This window comes from Chryseobacterium sp. A321, from assembly GCF_054489265.1.
Genome location: NZ_JBTMWZ010000001.1, coordinates 866,180 through 884,066, shown reverse-complemented (window position 1 = coordinate 884,066; position 17,887 = coordinate 866,180). Strand labels below are relative to the sequence as shown.

Here is a 17,887-nt window from a genome sequence, read left to right as displayed (position 1 = left end):
AACTTTATCTGCAATAAATATGACTCTATATGTCGCTACATACCGCCATTTTGTTACTGGGATCCAACTTAAATAACCGAGAAAAGAATCTTGAAGAGGCAAAATTACGCCTAGAGCACTATGCAGTGACTATCATTAAAGAGACAAAAATCATAGAAACAAGCCCCGTAGAGTTTGTGAGTCCCTATAAATTTCTTAATTTTGCGTTGGAAATTCAAACCTCACTTTCTCCTGTTTCACTTTTGAAAACGTTAAAGAAAATTGAGAGCGAAATGGGTAGACCCCTGGACTCGAAAGCGTCTGGAAAGGTTACGGATCGTCTGATTGACCTAGACATCGTTTCCTATGACAACCTAGAATTTAAAAGTTCTACCTTAGAACTTCCCCATTTGCGTCACTTAAAAGAGCGTGAATTTTCAATGCAAATCCTTGAAGAACTAAAGGCTATGGCATAACTTTGGTCCAATAGAAATAGAGGAAACGCAAGCGAATGAGGCGGAAACAAGTAGGTTTATGTTAAAAAATGTGAATATTATAAACTATTATATAAGAACCAATCCCATTCATGGCATGTTTCTTGTTAAATAGGGTAAAAGAGGCCCCAATTAACTCAAATGGAGATTTCTCCAGCTTAGGACCGCAAGAAAAAGGCATCTTTAGGGATGCAAAATAAAAAAGAATCATTTATTAACTAAAAATATATTTTATGAAACTAAATTTAGCAAGTTTGGCGCTAGCACTGGCAATTCCAGTAGCCTCTTACGCGCAGGATTCAGTTGTAGTAGCAAGCGAAGTGTATCCAAACACATATACTTCCGGTTCTGCAAACGTGAGCCCTTTTACACAAGAATCAAAGAGATTCAATGACTGGAGTATTTCTGCTGGTGCAGGGGTTCCACTTTTGCAACATTCTGCCAACCTAGTCTCTTTGAAAGAAGACGGAAACGGTAAGAATGTATTCGGTTATTCCGCATACTTAAGTGTGGATAAAGCGATTTCTCATGCGTTCGGATTGAAATTACAATACGACAGAGGAGAAACAAGACAAGGTGATTTCAACACCAAATCTGACAACGCAACGGGTAACCAAGTAGCAGGTAGAACTCAGTACGATGCTATCTCCATCTTAGGAGACATTAACTTCTCTAACTTACTTAGACGTGTAGACAACCAATCGCCAATGCGTTGGGCTCTTCACGGGTATGCAGGTATTGGTACTTTAGCTTATAGAGCTTACCAAGAAAATGCAAACGGACAAAGTTTAGTAGCAGAAGTAAAACCTTTTAAACTTGGTTCTCCATTTGGACAAGCAGGTGCAGGTTTAAAATACAAAGTGAACCGTAGAATCGACCTTGAAGGTAGAGCAATGTACGTGTTCACTGGAGACGATCTATTTGACGGTGCAGCTTCTGCATCAGGAGCAGGTGCTAGTTTCTGGAATGCGACTTTAGGTCTTTCCTTAAAACTAGGTCAACACCAATCTCACCTAATGTGGCATGACCCACTTCAAGAACTTTATTACAAAGTAGACGTACTTGAAAACAAAAACCAAGACGTAGAAGTTTGTAAAAAAGGAGATGCGGACAATGACGGTGTATGTGACGACTGGGATAGAGAACTTGACACACCAGCAGGTGCAAGAGTTGACGGAGCCGGTGTTGCACTAGACACAGATTTAGACGGAGTAATTGACCTATATGACAAATGTGTTACGGTTCCAGGACCGATTGAAAACAACGGTTGTCCAACAGGACAAGGAATTGTAAGCGATGACACAAGAGCTTTAGAAGGTATCGAGTTTGACTTCGATTCTTCTCAAGTACTTCCATCAAATCGTCCAATCCTTAACTCTGCTGCAAACTACATCAATTCTTCTACAGGCAACTACAATGTTGTAGGTGGAACGGATACTGCAGGATCTGATGCTTACAACCAAAAACTTTCCGAAAGAAGAGCAGGTAGCGTGAAAAACTATCTAATCGAAAGCGGTGTAGAAAGCACTAGACTTAACGCAATCGGTAGAGGTGAGAAAGACCTTAAATACCCAGAATGTAATCCTTCTACAAAATGCCCTGAATGGAAAAACAGAGCAAACAGAAGAGTATACTTCGAGGCTAACTAATAGGGCATTAAACCCAAAAACAGTGAAAACCACGCAACTTTGCGTGGTTTTTTTTGTTTAATTTAAGTATTTTTACGCCATGAACGACGCTCGCTACCAACAGCTGAAGTATGAGTACTTGAAAATGTTTTGGGGGTATAGTGAATTCCGAGATCAACAAGAAGAAATCATTGATTCCATAGTCTCAGGAAAAGACACCCTTGCGCTACTCCCCACAGGAGCAGGAAAATCACTCTGTTATCAGCTTCCAGCTCTATTCTTGGAGGGCACCTGCCTTATCATCTCTCCGCTTCTTGCCCTTATGCGAGACCAGGTCATTCAACTAAAAGCCCTAGGCATTGAAGCTGAATACCTTTCGTTCGAACTTGAGGATTTAGAAATGGAACTCATTCTCTCCCGATGCAAAGAAGGCGTCACTAAACTCCTGTTTGTCTCTCCAGAGCGACTCCAGAACTCGGTATTCCTTCGCCACATGGAAGAAATTGAAGTTTCGTTTTTGGCCGTCGACGAAGCCCATTGCATCTCTGAGTGGGGCCAAGACTTTCGACCAAGCTATCAACACATCAAACAATTTCGAGAAGAATTTCTTCAAGTTCCTTGCCTTGCTCTGACGGCCACCGCAACGCCCCAAGTTCTGGCCGAAATTAAGACCAAGCTAGCCCTTACTCCGGTTCAACTTTTTCAAAAAAGCTTTAAGCGAGACAACCTCCAAATTGCGATGGAGAAAGAAAGCCATAAGTACGAAAGAGTTGCTGAGCTTTTGCGAAATCATAAAGAGTCGGGCCTCATCTACGTAAGAACCAGAAAAGAAGCAGAAAACCTGAGTCAATTCCTTCGCTCACGAGGGAACGATCGAGTTCAATATTACCATGCGGGACTCTCAGCAAAAGAAAAAATAAGTCGTCAAACCCATTGGCTCCAAAGCTCGAACCAAGTGCTTATCTCCACCAATGCTTTTGGAATGGGTATCGACAAAACGAACGTTCGATTCGTCGTGCACTTTACGATCCCAAGCTCACTCGAAAATTACTACCAAGAAATTGGACGTGCAGGACGAGACGCTCATTTAAGCCTTGCTTTACTGCTATGGTCCGAGGAAGAAATCGCGGAATTTGACCGAATTCTAAAGAATCAAATGCCGACCAAAGAACAGTATGAAAAAATACTGAGCATCCTATACTCGATTTACCAAGTCGCAGAAGGAGAACTTCCGGAAAAATCTTTCGTATTAGACATTGAAAAGATAAAGCGACTTACACGCTGCTCTGGAGCAAAGGTGCGCAACATCATTCAATTCCTCCATCACCAGGAATTGATTTACCATAACGACTACAAAAGCCCCTCCACTTTAGAGCTTTTTCTATCTCCGGATGAAATTGATCAACTCCCTGCTTCGGAGGCAGCGGTTCTGGAAAATCTATACCGTCAGCTTCCCGGTCTCTCCAAGCAAAGAGTCCATTTTTCGGACATTGGCCTCGCCTCGAAGATAGGCGTCTCACTTGAGAATTTAAAACAGACTTTTGTCACTTTAAACAAAACAGACTATGCTCTTTATATGGACGGCTCGCTTTCTAGTGTGAAATTCTTAAAACCACGCGATTCCAGAGCTCTCTCCTTTGGCTACTACCCTTTATTTGCACAGATACAGAAAAACAAAGTTCAAAAATGGGAGGAAATGAAATACTTTGTAAAAGAGGAAAAAACCTGCAAAATGGTTCTCATCCTCCGTTACTTTGGGGAATCATCAAATGAGCCGTGCCAGCGATGCTATGTCTGTAAAAAGAACCAAGAAGCAAATTTTGGAAGCTCCCTAGAGAGTGAACTTCTCTTTGCTCTGGAAAGAGGGCCTAAGACCTTGGAACAGCTCTCCGTACACTTAAGTCTCTACCCGAAAAATGATATTCTCGAATCTTTAATACTACTCCTAGATAAGGAGGAAGTGAAGATGAAAGATTTTCGAACCTATACGAAGGCATAAAGCTTTGCACAGCTTTAAAACAAGCAATATCTTTGCATTATGAAACCACTTAAAGTCGTCTTTTTCGGCACCCCAGAGTTTGCAAAAACAATCTTACAGGCAATACATGAGTCCTCGCACGAAGTCGTCGGAGTCGTTACGACCACAGACAAAGCTTCAGGAAGGGGACAGAAAGTATCGGAATCGGCTGTAAAAAGCTTTGCACATGAAAATGAACTTGTCTTATTTCAACCTGAAAAACTCAAGGATCCCGATTTTCTTTCTTCGATTGAGGCGCTTAAGGCAGACCTTTTCGTGGTTGTAGCTTTCCGTATGATGCCTAAAATCCTTTTTGAAATGCCGCCATTGGGCACATTCAACCTCCATGCCTCCCTACTCCCAGACTACCGAGGTGCTGCACCCATCAACTATGCGATTATGGGTGGCGAGAAAAAAACAGGTGTCACCACTTTTTTCATAAACGAAAAAATAGACGAAGGAGAAGTCCTTATGCAGGAAGAAATAGCAATCGAGACCACGGACTCGGCCGGCACGCTGCATGACAAACTAATGCATCTTGGAGCAGATTTGGTTTTAAAAACCCTTGACGGTTTGGCTGCAAACGAGTTGGAACCTAAGGTTCAAATTCAAACAAAAGAACCTAAAAACGCGTTCAAAATCTTTAAGCAAGACACCAAAATTGATTGGCAAAAAGACAGTGAAACCCTGTATAATTTCATTCGAGGACTCTCTCCTTACCCTTCCGCATTTACGACCCTTGAAATTGGAGGAGAGCAAAAGAATCTTAAAATTTATGAAGGACGCTTTGAAATCCTTGAAACAGGGAAAGACCCAGGAACTCTTTCTGTTGATAAAAATGAACTCCGAATTTATACAAAAGACGGAATCTACTTCCCCACCAGCGTTCAACTTGAAGGTAAAAAAAGAATGGAAATTAAGGACCTATTAAACGGGTTCAAATCCTTATCCGAAATAAAAAGAGCCTGATTTTTCAGGCTCTTTAATTTTTTTAAAGTTCAACAAGCTCGCTGACTTCTACGTCGTATCCTCCCACTATCGGTTTTAGATCCGGATTCTGTGTAATCACCCGAAACTTACTTATTCCCAAATTCTTCAGAATTTGAGTTCCAATTCCGTAGTCTCGGAAATTAGAAGCGAGTGTTGGACGCGCAGCAGAGCCTTCTTGGTAATTAAGAAATTGCTGAAGCTTGCGCATCGTATTTTCGTTGTTGGAAACGTTATTAATGAAAATAAGCGCTCCTTTGCCTTCCTCATTAATCATCTGGGTTACCTTCTCTAGCAAAGGCTTTTCTCCGTTGATTAATCTACTTAATACATCGAAATAAGAATTAGAGGCTTGTACACGTACGAGTACCGGTTCGTCCGCTTTCCAACTTCCTTTGGTCAAAGCAAAGTGAATTTGATCTGTACTGGTTTCACGGAAAGCATAAAAATGAAAATCGCCGTAATGCGTGGTGACTTCTCTTTCCTCTAGTCTTTCTATTAAATCTCCCTTTTGAAGTAGATAATGAATTAGATCTTCAATGGACACGATTTTAAGATCGTGTTTTTTAGCAAGCTCAACGAGTTGAGGAAGTCTAGACATGGATCCGTCTTCGTTCATAATCTCACAGATTACACCTCCTTCTTTTAGACCTGCTAATCGAGTTAAATCGATCGCAGCTTCTGTGTGCCCTGCACGTTTTAAAACGCCTCCTTTCTTAGCGCGAAGCGGAAAGATATGGCCTGGTCTCATGAAATCCGCAGGTTTTGTCTTTGGGTCCATAAGAGCTAAGATGGTTTTCGAACGGTCACTTGCAGAAATACCTGTGGATACCCCCTCTCCTAACAAATCTACTGAAACGGTAAATGCAGTTTCCTTTGGATCGCTACTACGAGTTACCATGATATCGAGTCCCAGCTCGTCACAGCGCTTCTCAGGTAGGGGCGTACAAATTAGTCCTCGACCGTAAAGAGTCATAAAGTTGATCATTTCGGGCGTGGTAAGTTCGGCTGCGGAAAGAAAATCGCCTTCGTTTTCGCGGTTTTCATCATCAACTACAATGATGATTTTCCCTTGACGTAAATCCTCGATTGCATCGGGAATGGTATTAAGTTGAATATCTGACATTTTGTGGTATAAAATAGATTACAAATATACGAAGCAATAAGGGTTGAAAAAAAATTTACAGCGGATATTATGGATTAATAAAAATTTGCCTACTTTTGCATTCCAATAAAGGGTACTTTGGCCGAGTGGCTAGGCAGTGGTCTGCAACACCATCTACAGCGGTTCGAATCCGCTAGGTACCTCTACAAAACCCTATGATGCTGAATCCAAGCGACATAGGGTTTTTTGTTGGTTTCACGTCTAAATGAAGGCCTAAAAAGCATGCGGTTCACTTTGCACAAAACGAACGGCAAATAAGTTCAAAACTAGAAAGCACTCCACTTTCTTTCCTTTTAAAAATCAGAATGAAGCAATTAAAAAGAATATTAAAATTCAATTTATAGCGCATAAATCATTCGATACTAAATACATAGCAACACTAAAGCTTCTATTTGTCAAACTCAATTTAAGAATTTTAACATTTCCTTAACATAGGTTTGGCTTCTTACTTGTCTATAGGTTAAGTAGAATTAATTATTCTAACTGAAAAATAGAAATAATGAAAGCAATAGTAATACTAGGAGCCGCTTCAGTTTTAATGCTGAGTGGATGTAAGAAGGACGAAACCGTTGCTCAGAAATCACTTGAGCAAGAAAAAATTGAGTACCAAGCTCGTCAATTAGAAATTGAAAGGCAAAAACTTGCCATTGAAAAAGAAAAAATGGTGTTCGAAAGAGCCAAAGATAGTATCGCGAAAGTCGAGTCTGAAAAACAGGCTGCTGTTTCAAGATCCGCAACGCCAGTTAGAGAAAGAGTGGTAGAAAAGACTGTGTATAGAGAGAGTCCTTCTTCTAATTCCGGAACTTATGCGGGTGGAGATGACTACGGGACTTACGAAGAAGCTCCTGTCAGAACGGGAATTAGTAAGGCCGCTAAAGGAACCATAATTGGTACTGTGGGAGGAGCTGCTGCAGGTGCAATTATTAGCAAAAAGAACCGAGGTGCTGGAGCTGTAGTCGGAGGTATTATTGGGGGTGCAACCGGATATACCATTGGTAGATCTCAAGACAGGAAAGACGGACGTGTAGTTCGTTAAGTCCTTCCAAAAGAACAAAATTTAATATTATAAACCGTCCGGAGTCTTGTGATTTCGGACGGTTGCTTTTTGCCACTTCCTCCCCATCTAAATGGAGGATCTAAAAAAAAACAAAGCCGGAACTTATCTTTGCTTCCGTATGATTAAATTCACCATAATCCTTAGGCAAGCACCCCGAACATTGCTTATATTTGTACTATGTTCACACTTGGTAATTTCCTCACACTATCCACCTTCGGCGAAAGCCATGGCCCTGCCTATGGAGGTATTTTAAGTAATTTTCCTGCAGGGGTAGAGTTAGACCTCCCTTCCATCCAGTATCAACTAGACCGAAGAAAACCAGGGCAGAGCAAACTAGTCACGCAAAGAAAAGAAAGTGACACCGTTCAATTTCTTGGTGGAATCTTTGAAGGAAAAACCACGGGAACTCCTATCGGTTTCTTAGTGGAAAATGAAAATCAAAAAAGCAAAGATTACGACCATTTAAAAGAGAGTTATCGTCCGAGCCACGCAGATTACACCTATGATAAGAAATTTGGGTTTCGTGATTATCGAGGAGGAGGTAAATCTTCTGCAAGAGAAACCCTTAACTGGGTCATCGCAGGAGCGATTGCAAGACACCTTTTGGAAGGCGTTACCATCAATGCGTACGTCTCTTCTGTAGGGGAAATATTTTGTGAAAAACCGTATCAAGAATTAGACTTCTCAAAAACGGAGGACTTTGATGTTCGATGTCCGGACCCAGACTCTGCGGAAAAGATGACGGCCAAAATAAAAGAGATAAAAAAACAAGGAGATACCATTGGTGGAACCATTACCTGCGTGATTGAAAATGTTCCCGCCGGCCTAGGCGAACCTGTCTTCGGAAAGCTTCAAGCAGAGCTTGCAAAAGCGATGCTCAATATTAACGCGGCCAAAGGCTTTGAATACGGTAGCGGCTTTTGTGGTGCGAAGATGAAAGGAAGCGAGCATAATGATCTATTCAACGAAGATTTCACTACGAAGACCAACCTTTCAGGAGGAATTCAAGGGGGGATTTCCAATGGAATGCCGATCTATTTCCGGGTGGCTTTTAAACCGGTGGCTACTCTTTTAAAACCTCAACCTAGCATCGATCAAAATGGAGACGCGACCATAGTGGAAGGAAAAGGCAGGCACGACGCATGCGTACTTCCTAGGGCCGTTCCTATTGTGGAGAATCTAGCGGCCTTTGTGCTGGCAGATTTATTTTTAATTCAAAAAACTAGAAAATTATAATACCATGAACAACGTAAAATCATTTTGGGACAAAGCTATTAGTCTTGACCAGTACCTAGAAGTAAACAACCAACGACTCGAACAGCCGAAGAACGAGCAGGAAGCATCCTACAAGGAATACTATGATCTCGGAGCGCAGCGAATGGCACGAACTCTAAAATCCTTTAAAAAGGATGAAGCTTTAGTTGAAAAATTAAAATCAAAAAAATTCAACGGCAAAATTCTTATGATTTCTGAACCCTGGTGTGGCGATGCTAGCGCAACGGTTCCTGTCATCTATCAGTTTTTCAAGGATACCCATGAGGTGAAAATCTTCCTACGCGACGACGACACCTCCTTAATTGACCAATATCTTACAAACGGAACGCAATCGATTCCGATTGCTTTGGTCTTAAATCAAGACGATGATGTGCTGGCTCATTGGGGGCCTCGACCTAAACACGGTTTCGAACTTCTAAAAAAATTCAAAGAGAATCCAGAAGCCTATCCGAGGGAAGAATTCTACAATGATTTGCAAGTATATTATGCAAAGAACAAAGGAAAAGACGCCCTTGAAGAACTTTTAGATTTGATATAAATCCACAAAAAAAATAGCAGTGAAAAAGAATTTAATTTACATCGTACTTTTAGCCGCATTAGGTATCATCGCATTTGTACCGGGAGTAAAAGAAATGTTTATGCCGGTCGCCGAAATAGAAGAGGCGGTGAAAGTGAATGAAGAGGACTATGACATTGCCCTTGAAGGACTTAATACTCCTGATGCAAACCTGAAAGATTTTCGAGGCAAAAAGCTTCTTTTTCTCAACTTCTGGGGCACTTGGTGCGCACCGTGTCGAGAAGAGTGGCCTACCATTGAAGCGCTCTACAAAGACCGTAAAGAAGAGATGGACTTTGTTCTTATCGCGATGCTAGACGAAAAAGAAGCGGTTTTAAAATTCATGAAAGAAAATGAGTATACGGCGCCGGTCTACTTAGCCAAAAGCCCCGTGAGTGGCAAAATTCTTCCCAAGGTTTATCCCACCACATTTATCCTCGATAAAACGGGAAGAATCTTGCAAAAGGAAACTGCGACGAAAGATTGGAACAGTGTGGAGTCCAATGAGTTCATTGACAATATGCTGAAATAATTTGTCGGCAATTTAATTTATCAAATTCATTATGGAATGCATTTTGCAATTAAATTAGCCTAACAACACAAAATGAAATATTCAAAAATTGCACTTATCAAGGAAGCCATTAAGCACAAAGGTTTCCTACAAAAAGTTCCTGTCATTTGGCGCATGGTCAAACTATGGAGAAAGGGAGTTTATCAGACAAAAGCGATCGATTTAATCATCCCTATTTTAGGGCTTCTCTATGTGATCTCCCCCATTGACCTTATCCCAGAAATAGCGGTACCGGTCATCGGATCGTTAGACGATCTTGCGGTACTTGCCTTTATCATTCCTAGACTACTCAAAGAAATAGACAAATTCTTGCTTTGGGAAGCCATGCAAAAAGAAGGAATCACAACACTAGATATTGAAGCACAAGGATAGAAATAAGAACAAATCAAAAACAAAACCGGCGAATTTCCTTCGTCGGTTTTATTTTACCAAATTTTTCCTCAAATTTACGCCGTGAAGACTTTACTCTCAATTGTAGGTACGACAGGAATCGGAAAAACAAAACTCTCTATTGATTTAGCTAAGGAGCTGAAAACTGAGATTTTCTCTTGTGACTCTCGTCAATTTTACAAAGAAATGCCGATCGGCACGGCGGCACCCTCTAAGGAGGAACTCCAAGAGGCTACTCACCATTTTATTGGACAGAGGTCTGTTTCTGAGCCCTACTCCATTGGCCAATACGAACATGACGTAGTAGAAGAACTCGAAATTTCGTTTAAGAAGTCCTCACTTCTCATTCTGGTAGGAGGTAGCATGATGTACGAGAAAGCCGTTCTAGAAGGACTTCACCCTCTACCTACTGCCAACGATGAAAACCAAGCGAAATTACTGGAATTGTGGCAAACCAAAGGGCTGCAAGCCCTTCAAAATCTACTTTTAGAGTTAGATCCGCTATACCATAATCAAGTGGACCTTCAAAACCCCCGTAGACTGCTGCGCGCTCTTGATATCATCTGGCAAACTAAGTCTCCCTATTCTACTCTCTTACAAGAATCAAAATCAAGTCGTTTTTTTCAATCCATTCGAATTGGAATCAAAGCCCCTCGAGAGCTCATATACGAGCGGATAAACCAACGGGTGGAAACGATGATGCGAAAGGGGCTTTTAGAAGAAGTAAAATCTTTACTTCCCTTCAAAGACTACCCTGCTTTACAGACCGTAGGCTACAGTGAACTTTTTCAATATTTTGAAAACCTGTGCAGCTTAGAAAATGCGGTCGAAGAAATCAAGAAAAATTCTCGGCGGTTTGCAAAGCGTCAACTCACCTGGTACCGGAAGGAAAATGATATTTTTTGGGTCGACCACAGCGATGCCTTTGAGCAAAGCATGCAGTATTTGAAAACCCATCCGTTCGCACCTATGGAGCCGCTATCTAGCACTAACAATTAAAAGATCCCAGCACTTTCCAAGAGCAGGGTTATATTGGAAAAAATTCAGTATTTTTGACTTTCGAAATCACGAGTAAAACACATTTCCCCCATGGCAGATACACCTTCAAATATGCTCCCTTTAGGAACCAGAGCCCCTTACTTCGAACTTCCTAATCCTTCCACACAAGGAGAAACTCAAAGCCTTGAGCAATTGAAAGGAGAAAAAGGAACCCTTGTTATTTTCATGTGCAACCATTGTCCTTTTGTACAGCATGTGATTGACAAGCTTACGGAACTGTATGAAGACTATCAAGGTCAAGGAATCGAGTTCATTGCAATTAACGCGAACAACGCTGAAAAGTACCCTGCAGATTCACCAGAGAAAATGATTGAGTTTCAGATTGAGCGCCGTTTTGATTTTCCTTATTTATTTGATGAAAGTCAATCGGTTGCCAAAGCATACGATGCGGCTTGTACGCCAGACTTCTTCTTTTTTGATGAGAAATTGGACCTTATTTACCGCGGACAAATGGACGACTCCAGACCTGGCAACACAAAAGAAATCACGGGCGAGGATTTAATTATAGCTTTTGAAAACCTACTTGCGGGTGCCCCTCAGGAAGATTTTCAAAAACCAAGCTTAGGATGCGGCATCAAATGGAAGTAGGAATTTCTCTTTCTATTTAAAATTCATCTATCTAAAACGCGCTCCTAGAAATAGGGATTATACTGCTTTTCAAACCCAATGTTTGTGGAGGGGCCGTGTCCACAATATACATTTGTGTCTGAATCTAAGGTAAAAAGTTTCTCTTCAATGCTTTTTAGAAGTGTCGGATGATCTCCCTTATAGAGATCCGTACGTCCAATGCTTCCTTGAAACAATACATCTCCACTGAAAATGGCCTTGTTTTGCTTCGAGTAAAACGCCACATGTCCAGGAGAGTGTCCAGGAACATGCAGTACTTCAAAATGCTGGTCGTTTAAATGCAAAACCTCCCCTTCGGTAAGCTCTTTAATTTCTCCACGAAATGCTTCAAACTCAAATCCAAATCTTCTAGCATCAAGAGGGTTTCTGGCCAAAATCTCTTTTTCAAGGGCATGCAAAGAAACCGGCACCTTGTACCGGTCTACACACGCCTGTAGCCCGAGAACATGATCGATATGCGCATGCGTTAGTAAAACCCCTTCTACTGTAAGATTCTTGGATTCAATAAAATCAAACAGACTTCTGGTTTCTATTTCGTTGCTATTGCCAGGATCTAAAATCCAGGCCTGAGTCTCAGAATTGAGAACATATGTGTTTTCAGAAAAAGGATTAAATGCAAAGGGTTCAAAGTCAAACATAAGGGAATAGTAATTGGATTGGGTCTATTAAAAAAGCTCATCTAGACTTGCGAGTTTGATGAGCTTTTAGATGATTAGATTGGGACTAGTTAAAATTCATTTGCTCCTCGCAAAGGGTTTTAACTACATGGATCCAAGGATCCTGATCATTCATACAAGGAATGTATTGAAATTCCTGGCCACCTGCATGGGTAAACTGTTCTTTTCCTTCGATGGCGATCTCCTCTAAAGTTTCGAGGCAATCGGACACAAATGCAGGACAGCAAATGGCGATTTTCTTCACTCCGTTTTTGGGGAAAGTTTCTAGGGTTTTGTCGGTGTAGGGCTCAATCCATTTGTCACTTCCTAAACGGGATTGGAAGGAAATTGCCACCTGATCTTTGCTTAACCCTAAACGCTCACGAACAAGTTCCGTAGTCCGGAAACATTGATGTCGGTAGCAGTATTTGTGAGCAGGCAAAGAATCCTCTTGACAGCAATTGTCTATACGACAGGTCTTGGTGGGATCGGTTTTACGCAAATGTCTTTCGGGAACTCCATGGTAGGAAAAATGCAATTTATCAAACGTTTGAGGCAAATCCTTCTCAATACTTTTCGCAAGAGCATCAATGTAAATATCCCTATCGTAAAACGCAGGAACGTAATTAATTTTCACATTCGGGAACTTTAGCGCCTGTACTTCTTTTGCCTTCTCGATAACCGTTTCTGTGGTACTCATTGCGTATTGCGGATACAGTGGGAAAAGGACAATTTCATCGACTCCCTTTTCCACAAGCTCTCGAATCCCAGTCTCAATGCTTGGCTCTGCATACCGCATTCCCACAGCCACAGGTACATCGACCAGGAGCTGCAATTTTTCTTTAATTTGCTCTGTGATCACAATAAGAGGTGAACCTTTGTCCGTCCAAACGGAACGATAGGCCTCAGCGGATTTCTTGGGACGTGTTTTTAAGATGATGCCTCTTACCAGCAAATTCCTAAAAAACCAACGGTAATCAATGACACGTTCGTCCATCAAAAACTCGTCTAAATATGTTTTGACATCTTCTACCTCGGTCGACTTTGGCGATCCAAGATTGACTAATAAAATTCCCTTCATAATTATCTCTTGTCCTAAAAGTCTCTGCTTTCTAGGGATCTTGATTCTCGACTATCCGTTCACCGCCTCTACGGTTTCCACTAACTCAGGTACAAATTGCTTTAGGATGTTTTCAATCCCTCCTTTAAGGGTTGCAGTTGAGCTAGGACATCCTGAACAGGCACCTTGTAATAGCATTTTTGCAGTCTTACTGTCAGCATCGTATTCGATAAGAGTAATTTTACCGCCATCATTTTCTACAGCAGGAGAAACGTATTCATCTAAAATATTGGAAATCTCTTGCTCTGCATCCGTGTATTCTCTTTGAATACGCTCCATAGCAGGTGCTTCGTGACTTTGCGCCTTGATAAGCGATACTGTATTTCCACTTTGCAAAAATTCTGCGATAAATCCTCTCACAGCCACCATTACCTGATGCCACTCTACGGAATCGTCTTTTGTAACCGCCACGAAATTGTCTGAAATAAACAATTCGGTCACAAATTCAAATTCTTCGTACAATGCGCTTGCTAAGGGAACTTCAGTAGCTGCCTCTCGGGATTTCACTTCAAGAAATCCTTCCAAAATAAATCGTTGGGAAACGAACTTCATTACGGCAGGATTTGGAGTCATTTCTGCATAGACAGGGAAAAGCTCTCTTTTCTTCGTTTTAGCGTAAAGTCTCGGGTTTTCTAACAGTTGGTCTTCAATAATCTCTTTTAATTGATCTTGAACTGCGTCCCATTCTACACCGTCTGCTTTCGCGACTGCAATAAAATTGGCCGTGACAAAAATTTTCTCAACAAAAGGGAACTTCAAAAGTTCTCCTGCTAGGGGAATTTCTGAATTATCGGTGTCCCGATCTAGCTCTAAAGAGCCTGGTATCAGGGTATAATCGGTTGCGAATTTTATTACTTTTGGATTCGCAGTAGTCTCTATCGTTAGTTGTCTCATTTTTCGTAAATTTGAATAGCAAAAATACGCAATTAAGCCCACATAAAAGCTGAAGTGCAGTAGAGATTGTCAATTAACATTTATCATAAAATAATTTAAGTCATGGCACTTGTAAAAGAACTTTTAGGAAAAACCCCTCAAATTGGTGAGGGTACATTTTTAGCAGAAACAGCTACTGTGATCGGAGACGTGCAGATGGGGAAAGACTGTAGTATCTGGTACAATGCGGTGATACGCGGGGATGTCAATTTCATTAAATTGGGAAACCAAGTGAATGTCCAGGACAACGTAATGTTGCACTGTACGTATGAGAAGTATCCACTTGTAATTGGAAATAACGTCTCTATTGGCCACAATGCCATAGTACACGGCTGCACATTAGAGGACAATGTCCTAATCGGGATGGGGGCCATCGTCATGGACAACTGCAAGATAGAAAGCAATTCAATTGTAGGAGCAGGCTCTGTAGTTACCCAAGGAACCCGAATTAAATCAGGTGAAGTTTGGGCAGGAACACCGGCAAGAAAACTAAAAGACATTTCTGTGGATCTTTTAGAAGGCGAAGTAAATCGGATTGCAGACAATTATGTGATGTACTCAAATTGGTATAAGGAGTGAAATTAACTGCAAGCAGTCAAAAAGCCACAAGATCTGTGGCTTTTTCAATTTCTATTTATTGAGTAACCTCTAGTGCACTTTGCCCATAATACAAAGTAGCCACTCCCTCTTCACAACGGATTCCAGCAGGAGCCTGAGTAACGGAACAGTCAGAAATAATTCCATACTTTAAATTAAAACTTGAGCTAGCCTGATTGTATGTCGAAATTTGAGGAAGAAGCTCTTCCTCTAGTTCAATAGGGTATGCAATGAAACTAGCGGGCCCTCCACAAGCTTTGGACCCTAAAGGCGACACTCTCCATTGCAGGGGATCTGAGCATTTTACACTTGAGATTTGTTCTGCAATCGAAGCTCTCAATTCGGTAAGGTATCCTCGGTCTCGTTCAATATCCATATCTTCTTTATCCGTATAATCCCTTTCAGGCATTAAGGCCACATCTTTTGGCAATCGCTCCTGGTCTTGTGCGACGTCCTTGGTTTTGCATCCCAACAAAAATAAAGATAGGAGTAGAAAAGAGGCAATTCGGTTCATAAAAAAAGTATTAAGGCGTAAATCTAAGGAAAAGGAAGCAAGATTCAGGCCGAACAAAATCTCTTTTTTTTCTTTAAATTTGAGCCATGAACCCACCTCTTTTTGAGCTTGCGGAATACACCAACCGAAGTCTTTTTTTAACCGGAAAAGCGGGCACCGGAAAAACCACCTTCTTAAACGAGCTGGTCAAGAAAACACGCAAAAAACACATTGTTGTCGCACCCACAGGAATCGCGGCCATCAATGCCTCCGGGGTCACCATTCACTCGATGTTTGGCCTTCCCCTACGACCTTTTCTCCCAACCATCGATCGTATTGACGGGCATCTAGGCAACAATGTAAACGATTTACTTCAACATTTTAAATACCGCAAAGAAAAACTAAAACTACTTCGGGAATTAGAGCTTCTCATTATTGATGAAGTATCCATGCTTCGTGCAGACGTCCTTGACATGATGGATTATTCGCTTCGTTTTGTACGGCGCTCCCCTCTTCCTTTTGGAGGGGTTCAAATGTTATTCATTGGGGATCTTTATCAACTTCCCCCCGTGGTTCGTGAACAAGAGGCCTTAGGTCGCTACTATCCTACTCCTTTTTTCTTTAGTGCGAAAGTCCTGCAAGGTTTGCCATTAATTACGGTGGAGTTAACGAAAGTCTATCGCCAAAGTGATCAGGACTTCATTGATCTTTTGAATGCGATTCGTGACGCGGATGTGGATGCCATTGATTTCGATCGCCTAAATGAGCGTTACGATCCCGATTTTGAGCCAAGTGAAAAGTCTTATGTATACCTCACGTCTCATAATAAAATGGCAGATGCCATTAACCGAAAAAAAATAGAGGAGCTCCCAGGATCTTCCGAGTTCTACCCTGCAAGCATAGTGGGCGATTTTAAAGAAAACCAATACCCTTGTGAAACCAATCTTGAACTAAAGGTGGGAGCTCAAATCATGTTTATCCGAAACGATGCCTCGGCTGAAAAACGCTATTTCAATGGAAAACTTGCCGTGGTACAATCCCTTTCGGAGGACTCAATTAAAGTACAGATTGAAGGGAGTGAATCTCTTTATACGCTTAAAAAAGAAGTATGGGAACAGAAATCCTATTCACTTGATCAAAATAAAAACATTAAAGAGGACGTACTTGGAAGCTTTGAGCAGTACCCGATTCGCCTAGCTTGGGCAGTTACCATTCACAAAAGCCAGGGGCTTACCTTTGAAAACGTAATCATTGATGCGGGAAATTCTTTTGTTTCAGGTCAGGTATATGTAGCGCTCTCTCGTTGTCGTACTTTAGAAGGTATTGTGCTTAAGTCTAAAATCACTCCAGAGGTCATATTTTCGGACCGTCGAATCGCAAGCTTTCAGGACTCTACGCACGCAAACGATAGGATTGAAGAGATTTTAGAACGGGAAAAATACGATTTCACAATCTCAAAAATCTTGCAAAAGCTTGACATAACTTGGGCGAAAAAAGAATTGAGCGTATGGCATAAAGTGGCAAGAGAAAGTAAAAATATCGACCAAAGCGATGTCAAATCTTTAGAATTTAGAAGCCAGAAAGAACTTGAGCATCTAGGGGCAATCTATCAAAAGTTCTTTCGCATTCTACCCCAAATGAAGGAGAAATTCTTTGCGGGAGAAATTCTATGGGAAGCGCTAGATCTTAAAACAAAAGGAGCCACCGAATTCTTCTTCAAAAGCGTTCACGAAAATCTTTTCCAACCCTTCAAACTGTTCTATTCGCATACGAAGGGAGTCAGTGGTTTAAAAGGATTTAACGAAAAAACGAAAGATCTACTTGAAGACTTTCAAAATTACTTGCAGGACCTTAGAGACCTTAAACTTCTTGACACTCCACTTTTAGACTCGGACACCGATCTGGATCTAAGTACAAAAGTAGTTAAGATACCTAGCCACCAAATGACTTGGCAGCTCTTTAAAGAAGGCAAAACACTTACGGAGATTGAAAAACACAGAGGACTTATTCGGGCCACACTCATTGGGCATTTTGATAAATTTGCTCAGAACGGATCTTTAGATATGCAGGATCTTTTGCGACTCTTGCCCAAAGAGAAGATAAAGACATTTGAATCTCAATTTTCAAAAGAGCCTAAGCAGACTTTAAATGAGTGGAAAGCGATTCTTCCCCCTGAATTCGAATACGGAGAAATTAGATTGTTAAGCTCCTTTTTCTCTCCAAAAGAAGACTGATATATAGTTCAACCTAAGCTTATAGCTTTTTTGAATTGAATCCGTTTTG

General features: G+C 41.2%; 18 protein-coding genes and 1 tRNA gene. 14 read left to right on the top strand and 5 right to left on the bottom strand.

Features of this window, described 5'->3' with window-relative positions; genetic code table 11:
- Nucleotides 1–29 precede the first annotated feature (29 nt).
- The 4 genes from folK to fmt all read left to right on the top strand — a co-directional run bounded on the left by folK (nt 30) and on the right by fmt (nt 5,087).
- The gene (gene folK, locus ACX3PZ_RS04245; RefSeq protein WP_459083309.1) at nt 30–455 is read left to right on the top strand and encodes a 2-amino-4-hydroxy-6-hydroxymethyldihydropteridine diphosphokinase; all 426 of its coding nucleotides are present in this window, start codon (nt 30–32) and stop codon (nt 453–455) included.
- 251 nt (nt 456–706) lie between these two features.
- Nucleotides 707–2,122: an OmpA family protein gene (locus ACX3PZ_RS04240; RefSeq protein WP_459083308.1), complete on the top strand. Its 1,416-nt coding sequence runs from the start codon at nt 707–709 to the stop codon at nt 2,120–2,122.
- Between the two features lie 79 nt (nt 2,123–2,201).
- Nucleotides 2,202–4,100 carry a RecQ family ATP-dependent DNA helicase gene (locus tag ACX3PZ_RS04235; RefSeq protein ID WP_459083307.1) on the top strand — a complete coding sequence of 633 codons (1,899 nt, stop codon included), beginning with the start codon at nt 2,202–2,204 and terminating at the stop codon, nt 4,098–4,100.
- Nucleotides 4,101–4,139: 39 nt separating this feature from the next.
- Nucleotides 4,140–5,087, top strand: coding sequence for a methionyl-tRNA formyltransferase (fmt, locus tag ACX3PZ_RS04230; RefSeq protein WP_459083306.1), 948 nt, complete (start codon nt 4,140–4,142; stop codon nt 5,085–5,087).
- A 22-nt stretch (nt 5,088–5,109) separates the two neighbouring features.
- Here the strand turns inward: fmt and ribB are convergent, their stop codons facing one another.
- Nucleotides 5,110–6,231: a 3,4-dihydroxy-2-butanone-4-phosphate synthase gene (ribB, locus tag ACX3PZ_RS04225; RefSeq protein ID WP_459083305.1), complete on the bottom strand. Its 1,122-nt coding sequence runs from the start codon at nt 6,229–6,231 to the stop codon at nt 5,110–5,112.
- Nucleotides 6,232–6,342: 111 nt separating this feature from the next.
- Between ribB and ACX3PZ_RS04220 the strand changes: the two genes are divergently transcribed.
- The 8 genes from ACX3PZ_RS04220 to ACX3PZ_RS04185 all read left to right on the top strand — a co-directional run bounded on the left by ACX3PZ_RS04220 (nt 6,343) and on the right by ACX3PZ_RS04185 (nt 11,766).
- A tRNA-Cys gene (locus tag ACX3PZ_RS04220) sits at nt 6,343–6,413 on the top strand.
- A gap of 356 nt (nt 6,414–6,769) precedes the next feature.
- Complete coding sequence (locus tag ACX3PZ_RS04215) at nt 6,770–7,306, top strand: YMGG-like glycine zipper-containing protein (protein WP_459083304.1); 537 nt, start codon at nt 6,770–6,772, stop codon at nt 7,304–7,306.
- A 198-nt stretch (nt 7,307–7,504) separates the two neighbouring features.
- Complete coding sequence (aroC, locus tag ACX3PZ_RS04210; RefSeq protein WP_459083303.1) at nt 7,505–8,563, top strand: chorismate synthase; 1,059 nt, start codon at nt 7,505–7,507, stop codon at nt 8,561–8,563.
- 4 nt (nt 8,564–8,567) lie between these two features.
- On the top strand, nt 8,568–9,140 hold the full coding sequence (locus ACX3PZ_RS04205; protein WP_459083302.1) for a thioredoxin family protein: 573 nt from the start codon (nt 8,568–8,570) through the stop codon (nt 9,138–9,140).
- A 19-nt stretch (nt 9,141–9,159) separates the two neighbouring features.
- Nucleotides 9,160–9,690, top strand: a complete 531-nt coding sequence (locus tag ACX3PZ_RS04200; RefSeq protein ID WP_459083301.1) for a TlpA family protein disulfide reductase — start codon at nt 9,160–9,162, stop codon at nt 9,688–9,690.
- Between the two features lie 72 nt (nt 9,691–9,762).
- Complete coding sequence (locus ACX3PZ_RS04195; protein WP_459083300.1) at nt 9,763–10,101, top strand: YkvA family protein; 339 nt, start codon at nt 9,763–9,765, stop codon at nt 10,099–10,101.
- Between the two features lie 81 nt (nt 10,102–10,182).
- Nucleotides 10,183–11,118 (top strand): tRNA (adenosine(37)-N6)-dimethylallyltransferase MiaA, encoded by a 936-nt coding sequence (gene miaA, locus ACX3PZ_RS04190; protein WP_459083299.1) that lies wholly within the window; start codon nt 10,183–10,185, stop codon nt 11,116–11,118.
- 90 nt (nt 11,119–11,208) lie between these two features.
- Nucleotides 11,209–11,766, top strand: coding sequence for a thioredoxin family protein (locus ACX3PZ_RS04185; RefSeq protein WP_459083298.1), 558 nt, complete (start codon nt 11,209–11,211; stop codon nt 11,764–11,766).
- Between the two features lie 44 nt (nt 11,767–11,810).
- Here the strand turns inward: ACX3PZ_RS04185 and ACX3PZ_RS04180 are convergent, their stop codons facing one another.
- The 3 genes from ACX3PZ_RS04180 to ACX3PZ_RS04170 form a co-directional block, all read right to left on the bottom strand.
- Entirely contained in the window at nt 11,811–12,443 is a 633-nt protein-coding gene (locus ACX3PZ_RS04180; protein WP_459083297.1) for an MBL fold metallo-hydrolase, read from the bottom strand.
- Nucleotides 12,444–12,528: 85 nt separating this feature from the next.
- Nucleotides 12,529–13,548 (bottom strand): ferrochelatase, encoded by a 1,020-nt coding sequence (gene hemH, locus ACX3PZ_RS04175; protein ID WP_459083489.1) that lies wholly within the window; start codon nt 13,546–13,548, stop codon nt 12,529–12,531.
- 45 nt (nt 13,549–13,593) lie between these two features.
- Nucleotides 13,594–14,475, bottom strand: a complete 882-nt coding sequence (locus ACX3PZ_RS04170) for a NifU family protein (RefSeq protein ID WP_459083296.1) — start codon at nt 14,473–14,475, stop codon at nt 13,594–13,596.
- A gap of 102 nt (nt 14,476–14,577) precedes the next feature.
- Here ACX3PZ_RS04170 and ACX3PZ_RS04165 point away from each other — a divergent pair, with 102 nt between their 5' ends.
- On the top strand, nt 14,578–15,093 hold the full coding sequence (locus ACX3PZ_RS04165; protein ID WP_459083295.1) for a gamma carbonic anhydrase family protein: 516 nt from the start codon (nt 14,578–14,580) through the stop codon (nt 15,091–15,093).
- A gap of 55 nt (nt 15,094–15,148) precedes the next feature.
- On the opposite strand, the gene ACX3PZ_RS04160 is transcribed toward ACX3PZ_RS04165, so the two are convergent.
- Nucleotides 15,149–15,625 (bottom strand): hypothetical protein, encoded by a 477-nt coding sequence (locus ACX3PZ_RS04160; RefSeq protein WP_459083294.1) that lies wholly within the window; start codon nt 15,623–15,625, stop codon nt 15,149–15,151.
- 86 nt (nt 15,626–15,711) lie between these two features.
- Between ACX3PZ_RS04160 and ACX3PZ_RS04155 the strand changes: the two genes are divergently transcribed.
- Nucleotides 15,712–17,838: a helix-turn-helix domain-containing protein gene (locus ACX3PZ_RS04155; RefSeq protein ID WP_459083293.1), complete on the top strand. Its 2,127-nt coding sequence runs from the start codon at nt 15,712–15,714 to the stop codon at nt 17,836–17,838.
- Nucleotides 17,839–17,887: the final 49 nt, after the last annotated feature.